The sequence below is a fragment of the Buttiauxella warmboldiae genome, from assembly GCF_003818135.1.
Lineage (GTDB): Bacteria > Pseudomonadota > Gammaproteobacteria > Enterobacterales > Enterobacteriaceae > Buttiauxella > Buttiauxella warmboldiae.
In genome coordinates this window covers 13,786-27,555 of record NZ_RPOH01000021.1, presented here as the reverse complement: position 1 = coordinate 27,555, position 13,770 = coordinate 13,786, and the positions used below count along the sequence as shown (strand labels likewise).

13 protein-coding genes are annotated in these 13,770 nt (G+C 49.7%); 7 read left to right on the top strand and 6 right to left on the bottom strand.

All coding sequences use genetic code 11. The features are described 5' to 3' along the window. Positions 1–79 precede the first annotated feature (79 nt). The 6 genes from EHN07_RS06220 to flgA all read right to left on the bottom strand — a co-directional run bounded on the left by EHN07_RS06220 (position 80) and on the right by flgA (position 8,313). Positions 80–2,224, bottom strand: coding sequence for a virulence factor SrfC family protein (locus EHN07_RS06220; RefSeq protein WP_124023314.1), 2,145 nt, complete (start codon positions 2,222–2,224; stop codon positions 80–82). Next, positions 2,221–5,205 carry a virulence factor SrfB gene (locus EHN07_RS06215; protein ID WP_124023313.1) on the bottom strand — a complete coding sequence of 995 codons (2,985 nt, stop codon included), beginning with the start codon at positions 5,203–5,205 and terminating at the stop codon, positions 2,221–2,223. Before EHN07_RS06215 ends, EHN07_RS06220 begins: the two co-directional genes overlap by 4 nt. A 3-nt stretch (positions 5,206–5,208) precedes the next feature. Further along, positions 5,209–6,564 (bottom strand): SrfA family protein, encoded by a 1,356-nt coding sequence (locus EHN07_RS06210; RefSeq protein WP_124023312.1) that lies wholly within the window; start codon positions 6,562–6,564, stop codon positions 5,209–5,211. 193 nt (positions 6,565–6,757) lie between these two features. Further along, positions 6,758–7,201 (bottom strand): flagella synthesis protein FlgN, encoded by a 444-nt coding sequence (locus EHN07_RS06205; RefSeq protein ID WP_244202368.1) that lies wholly within the window; start codon positions 7,199–7,201, stop codon positions 6,758–6,760. Between the two features lie 24 nt (positions 7,202–7,225). Then, positions 7,226–7,525 carry a flagellar biosynthesis anti-sigma factor FlgM gene (locus EHN07_RS06200; protein ID WP_244202367.1) on the bottom strand — a complete coding sequence of 100 codons (300 nt, stop codon included), beginning with the start codon at positions 7,523–7,525 and terminating at the stop codon, positions 7,226–7,228. Between the two features lie 77 nt (positions 7,526–7,602). Continuing rightward, entirely contained in the window at positions 7,603–8,313 is a 711-nt protein-coding gene (flgA, locus tag EHN07_RS06195; RefSeq protein WP_124023310.1) for a flagellar basal body P-ring formation chaperone FlgA, read from the bottom strand. Between the two features lie 270 nt (positions 8,314–8,583). Here flgA and flgB point away from each other — a divergent pair, with 270 nt between their 5' ends. From flgB to EHN07_RS06160, 7 genes are all read left to right on the top strand, one after another. Further along, complete coding sequence (flgB, locus tag EHN07_RS06190) at positions 8,584–8,997, top strand: flagellar basal body rod protein FlgB (protein ID WP_124023309.1); 414 nt, start codon at positions 8,584–8,586, stop codon at positions 8,995–8,997. A 9-nt stretch (positions 8,998–9,006) separates the two neighbouring features. Next, positions 9,007–9,411, top strand: coding sequence for a flagellar basal body rod protein FlgC (gene flgC / locus EHN07_RS06185; RefSeq protein ID WP_124023428.1), 405 nt, complete (start codon positions 9,007–9,009; stop codon positions 9,409–9,411). Positions 9,412–9,422: 11 nt separating this feature from the next. Beyond that, positions 9,423–10,100: a flagellar hook assembly protein FlgD gene (locus tag EHN07_RS06180; protein WP_124023308.1), complete on the top strand. Its 678-nt coding sequence runs from the start codon at positions 9,423–9,425 to the stop codon at positions 10,098–10,100. 45 nt (positions 10,101–10,145) lie between these two features. Then, complete coding sequence (flgE, locus tag EHN07_RS06175) at positions 10,146–11,369, top strand: flagellar hook protein FlgE (RefSeq protein ID WP_124023307.1); 1,224 nt, start codon at positions 10,146–10,148, stop codon at positions 11,367–11,369. An 11-nt stretch (positions 11,370–11,380) separates the two neighbouring features. Then, on the top strand, positions 11,381–12,136 hold the full coding sequence (locus EHN07_RS06170) for a flagellar basal body rod protein FlgF (RefSeq protein WP_124023306.1): 756 nt from the start codon (positions 11,381–11,383) through the stop codon (positions 12,134–12,136). Positions 12,137–12,159: 23 nt separating this feature from the next. Further along, positions 12,160–12,942 (top strand): flagellar basal-body rod protein FlgG, encoded by a 783-nt coding sequence (gene flgG, locus EHN07_RS06165; RefSeq protein WP_124023305.1) that lies wholly within the window; start codon positions 12,160–12,162, stop codon positions 12,940–12,942. Between the two features lie 76 nt (positions 12,943–13,018). Further along, on the top strand, positions 13,019–13,759 hold the full coding sequence (locus EHN07_RS06160) for a flagellar basal body L-ring protein FlgH (RefSeq protein ID WP_124023304.1): 741 nt from the start codon (positions 13,019–13,021) through the stop codon (positions 13,757–13,759). Positions 13,760–13,770: the final 11 nt, after the last annotated feature.

Genomic DNA, 13,770 nt, shown 5'->3' with positions numbered 1-13,770 from the left:
TGACCAGGAGTCGTGCCAGACTTACCCGTGACTATGGAGTCACAAGATAGCAACTCCATAAATACCCGAGGATAAAGGATTATCTTTTCAGTAACCCCTGCAGGGTGGCGCTTTGCTCCTCATTGAGTCCATTGACGACGCCGACTTCCGCATTCTCCACCGCACGTGTTAACAATGCGACCATCCAGTCGAAGATATAACGAGCGTTGTCCTGTAGCATATTATTGCCCAGCCGGGTCAGTCGGTGATGGATATCGGCCTGCTGTGCGGGGGTAAAAATAGGGGCGCCTTTGCAAATTTTGCTGAGCGGCCGCTGTTCCTGCGCGACGGAGTCATATCCCAGCCAGCTAATAAAATCACTAATTACATTACCGGCATGGGTAATCGCCATCGCCGCATTATCACTATAGGGAGCCAGGCTCTTTTCTAGCGTTTGTGGTAATTCAAGCCGGTAGGCGGTGTCGAGCAATATGGCACACAGCGTCTGGAATTGCCGCTGCTGCAGCCATGAAAATGCAGGGCCCATGGGCTGCTGGCTGAGGCGGAAAAGATGATTTACCCACAATGAGAAGACTTTTGTAGCAAAACTTTTTTCCTGTTTTTCTGTGGGGTCACCGCTCTGCGAATCGTCAAAAAGATCGATGCTGGGCATCAGCGCTGCGGGCTGTTCGCCCTCTTTTGGTTGCGCTTGTAGCCAACACTGTTGAATGATGTCCCGGGAAAGAGTCAACTGGTCAATCAATTCTCCATGTTTTTCAGCCTGCGCTTGTAATGTGCGGATCATGCCTTCAGCCTGCTTGCGCATACTGTCTGAATCGCTTGTTGTTTGCTGATGAAAACGCCCGAAGAGTGCCCTCACCTGTTCACGCAAATCATCTTGCAGTGCTATCACCCGTTCAGCGTGAGATGACGAACCGATTACCGCGCTCAGCCATTCATTCAAACTTGCCGTATCCCGGCGATCGAAGACCTGCAACGTTCCCCAGCTTATTCCTGAAAGCGAGATAAAGCGCTGTATAGCATTGCTGGTGTGATTTCCCTGGGTAAAACGCAGATCGAAGGGTGTAATAGCCCAGACTAGCCGGGGTAAACTGCGTTGATGCTGAGATTGTGTTTGTTTCACCCACTCGGCTAGCATTCTGGCCGTTGGTAAAAGTTGTTGAATATCTTCGCAAGCATTGCAGATCAGCAAAGTATCGGGCTGGAGGCGATCCTGATAGTAATGCAACAAACTATCGGGTATATCGACGATATCCACAGCTTTCAGCGAGGCTTTTGGGGCCAGCATAAAACAGATCTCGGCACAGATACGGGCCAGATCCTGTTGTGCAATACTCATTGGAGCCTGCTTTTCGCCCGGTATCAGCGGGCAGACAATCACATCGTTATTCTGTCCCCTGTCTCTTTCACCCTCTTCGAACAGAAAATCTTTGTTTGGCTGCAGCAGATTATCAACGATCAGGCTTGTGGGCGCGAGAAGCCGCGAAGCATGGCCTAAATAGCGTAGGGTTTGCGCCATCTGCTGCCATTGCGTGGTGAATACCGCGTACTCTCCCCAGAAAAGGGAGAGCAATCTGGCTCTATCTGCCAGCCTGAGCCGCGGAGCAAGGTCTGATAGCTGATATACCAGGGAATCATCCAGCCGATGCAGGCTTCCAACCACTTGATGGTAACAGAGCAGCACAGAGGACATCTGTTCACGGGTCAGCCCAGCTTCGGGCTGAGGGCGGCTACGGGACTGAAGCTCCGCCACCATTGCTGAAATGGTGTTACCGCACACCACATGAGGATGAGCAGAAGAGTGGTATTGGCGTATAAGACGCTGTGCCAGCTCACTTTCACTGAACAGCGTCAGTTGTAATGGAAAGTTTTCTACTGTAGGTGGCTGGGCAGAAGTAAAACGGATTGCCATCGAGGAAGGACGATTATCCGGGTTAATATGACGCAAATAATTAAGGGTGTTTTCCCCTAACTGCATATTAATTTCTTCGCTACCTTCAGCGAGGATCATTTTCAATAAATGGTTTTTACCTGCGACAGAGTTACCGTACAACCCGAAAGTCACCGGAGCTTCACTCATCGCCTGGATTTGCCGCTGGCGATAACATAAGGGAATAATCCGTGCCAGTATTCCGTCAGCCTCCAGGTTCAGGCGATGGGAATGCGTTCGGGTATTGTTAACCCAATCGATTAGTTGATTAAATTCAGCGACTGAATAACTCATTTAAGATATACGCTCCCGCTGTCGATCCAGTATTGGTGAGTGTCATTTTTACCCTGGGGCAGAGTGTTAAGTTTCAGTTGTACTGCGCCTGCCGGAACGGGAGTTCCGTCCTCCATGCGGACCTGCGCCAGGGTAAAGCCGTTATGGCGGGGTTCGTACTGCAGACTGACATGCAGAACACCGTTACCGCTAAGGCTGCGGGAAAGTTCAGGGGTGTTGATTTTCAGCCCATACAGCGCGGTCGCAGGCCATCGGGCATCTGCGAGCTGGCGGAATCCAAGGCAAATATCATTTTTGACGGAAAAATTGAGCGTTTCCGGTAGCTGGGCTGCCGGGTTATCAAGATCGATGTCAGAATACCAAACGTTAGCCTCAGGCAGTTTATGGTTGCTGTCGAGCATGCCAAGGTAACGGATCGTGGAATATGCCTGAATATCTGCTGCGTTAAAGCTGAAGCCTGGCAGCCGTAAGTCCGTCGCCAGCCGACATAACATGGCTCCCAGCGCAGCAGTGGATTTGGGATTCACCACCCGCCCCTGATAACCAAACGGAAAATGCTCATGTATCTGGTAATTGTCCAGCCAGATGATGCGCTTCATTGGCACCGGTTGCAGATAGCGAAGCAGTGCCTGAACGCCCGGCAAGCAAGACGGGCGGCCCGTAACCAGCAGAACATCACAACAGTAATGGCCGATCGCCTCAGACAGCGCCTGAAGAGGAGCAGTCAGGCTGAATTTTCCGCTCAGCAGCGCCTCTTTCAGCGTTGCCAGCTCAACCAACAGCGGAACATCCAGCACTTTAAAAGCAGGTGTACCGTCAGGCTGCAGGGATTGTACGGTTTGCTCAATATAATTGATGACATTCGCTGTTGGAGTATGAGTTAACAACTCACCAAAACGCCCCGCAAACAGCGCACAGTCATCCTGTGGATCGCAGCTCTCCCAGGCGGCAAGAATGGCGTGCCCCAGCGGGATAAACAGTTGTAATGTCGACTGCTGTCGCAGGATGGCACGGCTACCATCAGGATCAACATCACCAAACAGCTCACTCATGACACGCTCAGCCGCGCTGACGCCAGCCTTTTCCAGGGCCAGCTGCAGCGCCGGGAGCACGCTGTACTGAATAACATCTAATAATATGTCGTCGCCAGCTACCTTAAAGCCTTCCCGGAATAACAGCTGTGGGTTGATTTTAAACTGGTTTTCAGTTCCATCATCCAGACGATACTGCGTGATAGCCATATCCGTCGTGCCACCACCAATATCAATCGAAGCCACGCGCAGCGTTCCACCAGCTCGCTCATTTGCCTCAATCTTGCGGTCCGGACGGGTCAAACTCTGAAAACAGAGCTGTGCCTGCCCGCTGTAGTTATTAATGACTTCGTTATACAGCCAGACGAGCTGGCCACAGGTCGCCTCATCCCACTCCATCTGTACGTCTGGCAGCGGCACAACGCCAAAACGATCTCTATCTGTTACGCAGAGGAAAGGGCTGTTCTCCTCATCTTTCGCCTGCCACTCAAGCGCTTTCCAGACGAGTTTTATCGCTTCCTGCGCCCGCAAACGTAAAATTTCACGCTCCTGTTTGGGAATGGCTGAAGGCAGCGTCAATATCAATTGCCGTAATTGACGTGGTGCCATCGCCCGACCCATGCTCTCGCGGTGGGCCGCGCTGTTGATCTGCGTCAGCGCCTGTGCGAGTAATTCACACATCATTATCGTCATCAGCGAGCTGGGGCTGTAATTCGGTGAAAAAACGGGCAGGCGTTCTTCAGAGGGCAAACTATCTAAAGGTTGCCCGTCATCATTGATCAAATTCATTAACGGCAGGGCAATAGCTCGTGGTTCACGCTGATTTTTTCCGGTCAGTTGGCTAAAGCGCCATGCCTGCTGGGATGGCGTGTCGTCGCACAGATAGCGGCGCGGGCTGGAAATACCGCTGTTCCCTTCAGTACCGTAGCGTTGTGTGGCGAGCTGACGGGCTTCATCACCGACCCGGGCAAAGGAAGGCCAGACAAAAGCATCTTTGCGTCCGCTCTCCATAGAGAAATGCGGTTTACCAAATTTGGCTTCACTGAACTCCAGACGGCTGGTAAACAGCGGGGAACCGATCCGCTGCGGCTCACTGAGCGAGCGGATTTGTAGCTCTGCACTTTGCTGCAGGCCGGCATTATCTTTGCCATGATCTTCGAGTATGATCCCACAGGTGTGCGTATTACCAATATCCAGTATGAGATCGACAGGGACTGACGGTGTATTTAGCGTTTCCGCCACGATTTGAACCTGCGGCACCGAGAGTTGCGAGCCAAGCATCTCAAGAATATTCAGGAAATGAGCCTGATATTCAAAAGCTTTCAACGCGGCATTGACTTCATAGCAGCTGCGCCCTTCCTGATGTGTGGCGTAGTGGGTAAACACTTCACGCAGCCAGCCATCAACCCAGGTTTGATCAAGGAACTCGCTCACTTCATGGTCATGCCAGGCAAGCGCAAAGCGGGTTCCATCAAGCACATCCCGGCTGGTGAGCGCTAACGGCGCAGCGCCGCTATCATCAGCGTGAATTTTGGTATCGAAAGCGATACAGATACGTAACGTATTCCCTGCGGTATCGGGTGTCTGTAGACGTTTTAGCTGCACTCGAGCCCAGTTTAGCGGCGTATTCATGGTAGAACGGGAAGCATCAGTGCGCATGAAAGGCAAAGGCAGCCACACCTTGTCCATTACGTCCAGTGAGTGTTCAAGTAAAATGATACTTTCTGGTTTGAGAATTTCCGGCTCTTCACCATTTTCACCCGGCAATATAAAGCGCCCGGTCAGTCGGTCATGCTGCAAACGCAACAGGGGACCATTAACGCTATGGCGAACAAAGCGTCCGCTGTGTGGGTTTTTGGTTATCGGGTTAAGGCCAAAATCAAGAAACTGTATACTGCTGTTCTGGATCAGCGCTATGTTCGCATTATAATTAATCAGATTTATCAGCATAGGTTATTTGCCCACCTTCAGAAGCGTCATCGGGACCAGAGTATCGTCGGCGTACCGCCCAGCGCATTGTGCCGCCCCGCTCGCCCCTTGCTTACACGTTATTTCCGGTATCTGATAGCGGCTTTTATCGTTACATTTCGCCCTGCTGCGGCTTTTAATCTGTAAATTCCCGGATTGCATCAACCCGAGATAAATATCAGCTTTACAGGCCACCTTGTTATCAAGATTAACCTTCAGAGTGCCTTTGCTGTTTTTAATACGAAGATGCAGAGTGGGTTGTCTGATGTCAGGCGTGCTGCTGGCGTTAATGCTGGCTTTCCAGCGTCCATCCATAAAGGCACTTGAACCGATCTTCACCGCGTCAGCTGGCAGAACCAGTAGATTTTTATCGATGCGGACTTCCGCAGATGTCATCGCCACAGGAGGAACGGGATCTATCTTTTTGACGGGAGCGGGAGCGCTGACCGTAGCTGGCTGCACGGGGAGCCGAACCGGCTGAACTTCGGTTACCATTTCCGGAGCGGCGGTGGCCGAAACGTGCGTGATATCAAAGTAGGATGACAGCCGTGGAACCACATATGAATAACCCATCTGGAATGCAGCAAATATCATCAATACCGCAATCACTTTTAATAACCGGAACAGCCTGAAGGGCCTGGTTTTTTTTTCACCGGTTTGAGAAATAGCCTCAGGTTGTGGCTGCTCCGCCTTATGCTCAGGTGCCTGGAGATCCGGAGTCTGGAAAACGGGTTGTAACAATGGGGTATCGGGTTGGCTGATTTTTACGATCGCAGGTTTTGGATCGGGAAACTCAATTTCTTCAGGCTCTTCTGGTATTTCCTGGACAGGCTCCAGCAGAACCCGCCGATCGGAGCTTTTCATGGTACGCAAACAATCAAAAACATCTTCTCTGGGAGACTGATTGCGGTTCAAAAAACCCCAGAAAGCAATCACCGGTTTATCATCCACCAGATAGATATACTGGCTGCCGGGAAACTGCAGCAGTTTGGTGAGCATTGACCCAAACAACCGTAAAGAGGCTTTCTCCGCACAAAGGTAGCGCTGGCTTAATTCACCGGCGGCGGACAGACAGTTTTCCAGCGAGGAAAGCGCGAACTCACGTTGTCGTTCGCTGGCAGAAGCCCACGGAGTGATATCACCTTCGTATGGTGCATACCAGTCTACTTTTTCTTCAACATCATTATGCTGTGGAATGGCCAGACAGTCGAAAAGCGCCTGTTGTTTTTGCAAACGTATTGTTTCGCGAATTTGTATCGCGGTTTCAAACAGTGTCTGTCCACTCTCACCTAACGCGATAAAGTCATTCAGATAACCACTACGTAATATTATTCCTGACACATCACACCTTGCTGATTATTTCGCTTACTTTTTGTCATTTATTTTAGCGACTTTCACCAGAGAATAATGATAAAGCTAAGGTGTGAATATCCAACACTTGTGCTGGCTAATAAACGGATAGAAAAAAAGCTCCTGGGAGGAGCTAAGTACTACAGGCACATCATAAATTTTTTATTTAAAGCGTTCATGTGAACTAGACGCTGATGTTATAAACATTGCCAGATACAGGAGCACGGGTTTGTCCTGCTGAACCGTATAGCGTTGATGTCGTTTCTGATTTACCCAGCAGCTTTTTAAGCTTGTCTATTTTTTGCATGTGCATATCGAGTAATTCGTAAATTTTCATATTCATGCTCTGGGCTTTCTTCACTTTTAGCGTGATAGCCTGCCATTGCGTGGCAAATCTTGCATTTTGTTGATACGGTGCCGAAATATGCATCGCTGCTTCCAGCTGCTTGCGCATATCATCGTAATAACCAATAGTCGAGAGCTGCTGGCTTTTACTGTCTGAGACGATTTGCAAAGATACCGGGTTAATCTGCAACCGTTTTAATTGATTCAATTCCTCCATAAGAATGCTTTCCAGATCCCCCAAAGAATCCTCCATTTTATGTAGTATCGAACGTAGGTTTTCCATTTTTATATCTGTCTTTCTAAGAAGTTATGGAAGTTGAAAGATATCTTCAACCAGCGCATTCGCCACCGAGTCCGGGTCGAATTGTAAATCGCCAGCCTCCATCGAGGCCCGAATCTTAGCTATGCGATCGTAATCAACATCATGAGAAGTATCCGTCTGGATCTCCTGCACAAGCTTGGTCAGTTTAAGCTGCGTAGCGGGATTGCCATTGCTGGTTATTTTTTCCGGACCGAGGTCTTCGCTGCCCGGACGCATTTTTAAATCCTGCGATTGTAAGGCGATCGCAGGCACTGAAAGAGGGGCTAATGTTCGTTCTATACTCATGGTATTCCTCGACAATGTCTGAGTCGTTCATCCCGGTGTTATATAACTAATATCGGTTGTACTGAAAAAAACTAAAATTATTCTTTCAAATTAATTTTCACTTTCCCATCGACGGTAGTCATGCCGGTTATAATTTGACCGCCACGCAGCGATATTCTGACCAGTTGACCAGCAGCGGCACTATTTAGCGCTTTGCCTTTGGTACGGATCTGGAATCCTGTACCCGCTGCGAAAATTTCTGCATTATGCCCGGCAACAATTGCCCAACCTTTACGCAACAGGTTTTTTGTCAGCGGCTGGCCTTTATTGATATAACGCGTTGCGGTTTGTCCAATAATATTAGAGGCGTTAAACAGCAGTTCACCCGGAAGATGATCCAGCGGCCCCGAGCGTCGTTGAATATCATCAGACAGGATGACCTGTCCTGACTGAATGGGATGTAATGCTACCCACCAACTTCCTGATGCATGAATCGAAATCTGAATAAATTTTCGTAAGGAGCCGCACTGAACCAGCACGCTTTTGTTTCCGGTAAGACGGCTATTATTGCCGGGAAGGAAAAGCTCCGGATCGGCGCAAGTTTCTGAAATTTGGCGATCCGGGGTAAGGATTTTTACCGAATGGGTAACCTTTGCCTCTCTAGCCTCATCATTATAGGTATCCACCAACGCGGCAATTTGCGTGGTCAACCGCTCATTGACAGATTGCGCCGCTGCACAATGAAATGCCGCCAGGCAAAGTAAAAGATATAGAGAAATTTTTGACCATAACCAGAGAAGTGAAGACATGAGGGAATAAACCTTATATTTTGTAACGCGTGACAAATCCCTTTGCTATTCATTGTTAATAGCCAGAGTATAAGGCAAAAAACATTATTATTAATGCAGTAAATGCGTACAGTTATGACGTTAATTCTCTGCATGAGTCTTTTTAAATATTGCGTGAAAATTTATCACCCCAATTAAGCTTATTTTCGCCTTATCTTTGCAGTATAAAATTGAATCATTCAACCATAGAATGCACCCGTTAATTTTCATAAGCCAGAGGGTGATGACTTCATGTTTGATAAACTCGATAATGCGCTTCGTTTCCAGCAGGATGCGCTGAGTTTACTGACTCAGCGACAGAACATATTAGCCTCAAATATTGCTAACGCGGATACGCCAGGCTATCTGGCGCGGGATATTGATTTTTCAACGCAGTTAAAGAACGCAATGAATCATAATATCCAGGCGACAACTCCCCTGTCTTTATCATTGACATCCACATCCCATATTGCCGCGGGCGCCACGGTCATTGATAACGGTCAGCTGCTTTATCGCATTCCCGATCAGCCCACGGCTGACGGCAATACCGTTGATATGGATCGCGAGCGTGTCAGTTTTGCTGATAACAACATGAAGTATCAAACCAGCTTAACCGTATTAGGCTCCCAAATTAAAAACATGATGAGTGTCATTGGCCAGGGTTAACGATTGTCTATGTCTATGATGAGTATTTTTGATATTTCGGGCTCAGCGATGGCGGCCCAGTCGAAGCGCCTTAATGTCAGCGCCAGTAATATGGCGAATGCTGACAGCATTGCCGGCCCCGATGGGCAACCTTACCGCGCCCGGCAGGTTATTTTTCAGGTCGATGGCGCAGCAGGACAAGATATTGGTGGGGTGCGAGTAAGCGATGTGGTGCAAACCAATGAACCAGACCGAATGGTGTATGACCCGTCCAATCCACTGGCTGATGCGAAAGGATATATCAGGATGCCCAATGTCAATGTCGTCAATGAGATGGTTAACACCATTTCTGCTTCTCGCAGCTATCAGGCGAACGTTGAGGTCATGAGCACGGCAAAAGCGCTGATGTTGAAAACACTCACTCTGGGTCAATAAAGGGCGAATCAATGGCTGTGTCTCCAGTAATGAACAAGAGTAATGCCAGCACTCAACCCGCAACAAATCAGGGGAACAGTGCAGCTGATTTGACGCAAAGTTTTATGACGCTGTTAGTGGCGCAGATGAAGAATCAGGATCCGATCAACCCGATGGATAACAATCAGCTGACTTCACAGCTCGCGCAATTCAATACGGCAGCGGGGGTGGAGAAGCTGAATACCACGCTAGAAGGCGTGGGGGTGATGGTAAACAGTATGCAGCAGATGAACGCCTCGCAGTGGATTGGGAGCAGCGTGTTTATTGAAGGTGATTCCGTTATCTCTGGCGCCCAGGGTGGAAATAAAGACTTCGCATTTAACCTTGATAGCGACGCCAGCAAGGTGGCGGTAACGCTGACCGATCGGTCAGGCAATGCTTATACCGCAGACATAAAACATGCCAAAGCCGGGGTCAATAAATACACCTTTGATGATTTGGTCAACTTTACACCTTCGGCTCCTTCACTTGATGCCAGCAGCGTATTCAAAGTGGCTTTCTCGGCAGCAAATGAAGACGGTAGCACACCCAATATTACCTCCCTTAAAAAAGGGAAAGTGGACAGCGTTTCATTCACCAATGGCGGCGCTAAGTTGCAGTTGGGATTAAACGGCAGCGTACCTATTGGCAAAGTTTATTTGATCGAATAAGCGGGCCTGAATTTTTAATTTATTTAACGTTCTGGAAGAATAACAATGAGTTTTTCACAAGGTCTCAGCGGGTTAAATGCTTCATCGCAGGCCCTCGATGTGGTCGGCAATAATATTGCAAACTCCCAAACGGTGGGTTTCAAATCCGGCTCGGCAGCTTTTGCTGACGTCTTCGCAGGTTCACAGATTGGTATGGGGGTTCAGGTTTCTGCAGTAAACCAGAACTTCAGCGATGGCGTGTTAGGCATGGGCAACAGCTCTCTGGATATGGGTATTCAAGGGAACGGCTTTTTCCGTCTGGCGAACGCCGCGGGAGGGATTTTTTACAGCCGTAACGGTCAGTTTAAACAGGATGAAAACGGTTATATCGTCAATAACCAGGGCATGTTTCTGACGGGTTATCAGGCAACCGGTATGCCACCAGCCATTCAACCGGGTGCGGCTATTGACCGGATTAAAATACCTACGGACCAGATGCAGGCACGTGCTTCTGATGCCGGTACGCTGAAAGGTAATCTCGATTCTGGATCGTCTATCGTTAATCAGCAGACCTATCCTTTCGATCCTGCGAACAGTAAAAGCTACAACTCTGTAACTCAGATGGACGCATACGATAGCCTGGGTAATAAACATACCATCAACGTTTATTACGTCAAAACGGCGGACAATACCTGGCAGGCATATTCCAGTAATGCGACATCGCCGAAGATGAACGGGGCAAAACCCGTTTACCAGCAAACCACATTGTCCTTTGATACCTCAGGACAGCTGACGACCAACCCGGCAAAACTGAATATCCAGGGGGATACCTATAACGGGGGCGCCGCGCTAAATTTCGACCTGAGTATGGATGGCATGACTCAGCAGGCGTCGGATACGGATATGGGCAGCCCAACCACAACGGGTTACGCGCCGGGTTTACTTAACGGTTACGTGGTAGGTGACAACGGCCAGGTCGTTGCGAACTATAGCAATGGTCAGACGCAGCTGCTGGGGCAAGTGGTATTGTCGGGCTTCACCAACCCTGGTGGTCTGAAATCAAAAGGGGATAACTGCTGGTCAGAAACGCCGGCATCCGGACAACCCGCAACGGGTATCGCCGGGACAGGCAACCTGGGTAATTTACTGGGGAACCGTCTGGAATCCTCGAATGTGGATTTAAGCAAAGAGATGGTCAATATGATCGTCTTTCAACGCACCTACCAGTCCAACTCACAAAGCATCAAAACGCAGTCTGAGCTGCTGCAGACGCTGGCTAACCTTGGTTAACGGCGGCTGATATGGATCACGCAATATATACCGCAATGGGCGCAGCAAATGCCGCCCTGGATCGTCAGGCTATCACCTCCAATAACCTGGCAAATGCGTCGACTGCGGGTTTTCGTGCGCAGCTTGCGGCTTTTCGAGCCATACCCGTGCAGGGGCCCTCTGTCGAAACCCGTACCCTGGTGACAGCATCAACGCCTTATCACGATGATTCAATGGGAATTATCAACCAGACGGGGCGCAACCTGGACGTTGCACTCCCGCAGAATGGCTGGTTGGCGGTTGCCCTCCCGGACGGTTCAGAAGCTTACACCCGTGCGGGCAATATTGAAGTGAACAGCGAAGGGCTGCTAAGCGTCCGTGGGCTACCGGTAATGGGCGATGGCGGGCAAATTAATGCTCCACCGCAGGCTGAATTGACCATAGCACCTGATGGCACTATCACGGCCCGGGGCGCGGGCGATCAACCTAAGGCGCTGTCACCGATTGGAAAGTTAAAGATGGTTAACGCCAAACTCCAGGATCTGACGCGCGGAGATGATGGGCTCTTTCATATTGCACCAGATTCTCTCAATGCCGGTTCAGCACAGTTATCTGCAGACCCGTCTTTACAGCTCATTCCGGGCGCACTCGAAAGTAGCAACGTCAATCCGGCGACATCAATGGTGGATATGATCGCCTCTGCTCGCGGTTTTGATATGAATATGAAGGTCATCACTACGGTGGATGACAATGATAAAAAAGCTAACCAGCTTCTGAGCATGAGTTAAACCCAGTAAAGAGGAATTTCAACATGATCCGTTCTTTATGGATTGCCAAAACCGGCCTTGAAGCCCAGCAAACTAACATGGACGTTATTTCCAATAACCTGGCAAACGTCAGCACCAACGGTTTCAAACGCCAGCGTGCGGTGTTTGAAGATCTCCTCTATCAGACTCTGCGTCAACCCGGCGCCCAGTCTTCTGAGCAGACAACCATCCCTTCAGGCCTGCAGTTGGGTACCGGTGTACGTCCCGTTGCCACAGAACGTTTGCATAGCCAGGGCAGCCTGACTCAAACCAATAACAGCAAAGATTTAGCCATTGAAGGTCATGGATTCTTTCAGGTTATTTTGCCTGATGGCACCACGGCTTACACCCGTGATGGCTCTTTCCAGTTCGATCAGAATGGTCAACTGGTCACCTCCAGTGGTTATCAGGTGCAGCCCGCTATCACTATCCCTCAGGGAGCAGACTCGCTCACCGTTGGTAATGACGGCATTGTCAGCGTAACTATCCCCGGACAGACTGCGCCGCAGCAGGTAGGGCAGCTGACGTTAAGTACGTTTATTAATGATTCGGGTCTGGAAAGCCTTGGTGAAAACCTTTACCGCGAAACCCAGGCATCTGGTGCCCCCAATGAAACCACACCCGGTTTGAACGGCGGCGGCACGCTAAAACAAGGCTATGTCGAAACCTCTAACGTGAATGTGGCAGAAGAGCTGGTCAATATGATCCAGACTCAGCGAGCCTATGAAATCAACAGCAAAGCCGTATCAACATCCGATCAGATGCTGCAACGCCTGGCGCAACTCTAATCTCATGCACCTATTAACGCCGCTCCCGTCCTGCAGACGGGCGTCGTTTTGCGGCTGTTTAAAGCGTAGTGATAAAATGAAAAACCAGCCTTATTCCCCGGATGATGGGACTTTCTTGCAAGATAGCCGCCGCGTAAGGTTTTCAATAGCCACGGCTGTATTACTCTTTTTATTAACCGGGTGTGCCTACCTTCCCCACGAGCCATTAGTTCAGGGCGCGACGACGGCCTCCCCCGCCCCCCCCACGCCTCCTCAGGTGAATGGTTCGGTTTTCCAGTCCGGGCAGACGATGAATTATGGTTATCAGCCAATGTTTGAAGACCGCAGGCCAAGAAATATCGGCGATACCCTGACCATTATTCTGCAGGAAAATGTCAGTGCCAGTAAAAGCTCTTCAGCCAGCGCTAATCGTGGTGGATCTACGGGTCTTTCCATCACGGCGGTGCCGGGTATGCTGGAGGGGCTGCTGGGAGGCGATCGCGTAAACACCGATATCAGCGGAAAAAATAACTTTTCCGGCAAAGGCGGCGCCGCGGCGAACAATACCTTCAGCGGGACCATCACCGTCACCGTTCAGCAATTACTGGAAAACGGGAATCTTAGGGTGGTCGGTGAAAAACAAATCGCCATCAATCAAGGCACTGAGTTTATTCGTTTTTCAGGCATCGTGAATCCAAGAACCATCAGCAGCGCTAATAACGTGATATCCACACAGGTGGCGGATGCGCGCATTGAGTATGTGGGTAATGGCTATATCAACGAAGCGCAGCAGATGGGTTGGTTACAACGTCTGTTCCTTAATCTTTCTCCTTACTAATGGCTAACGTG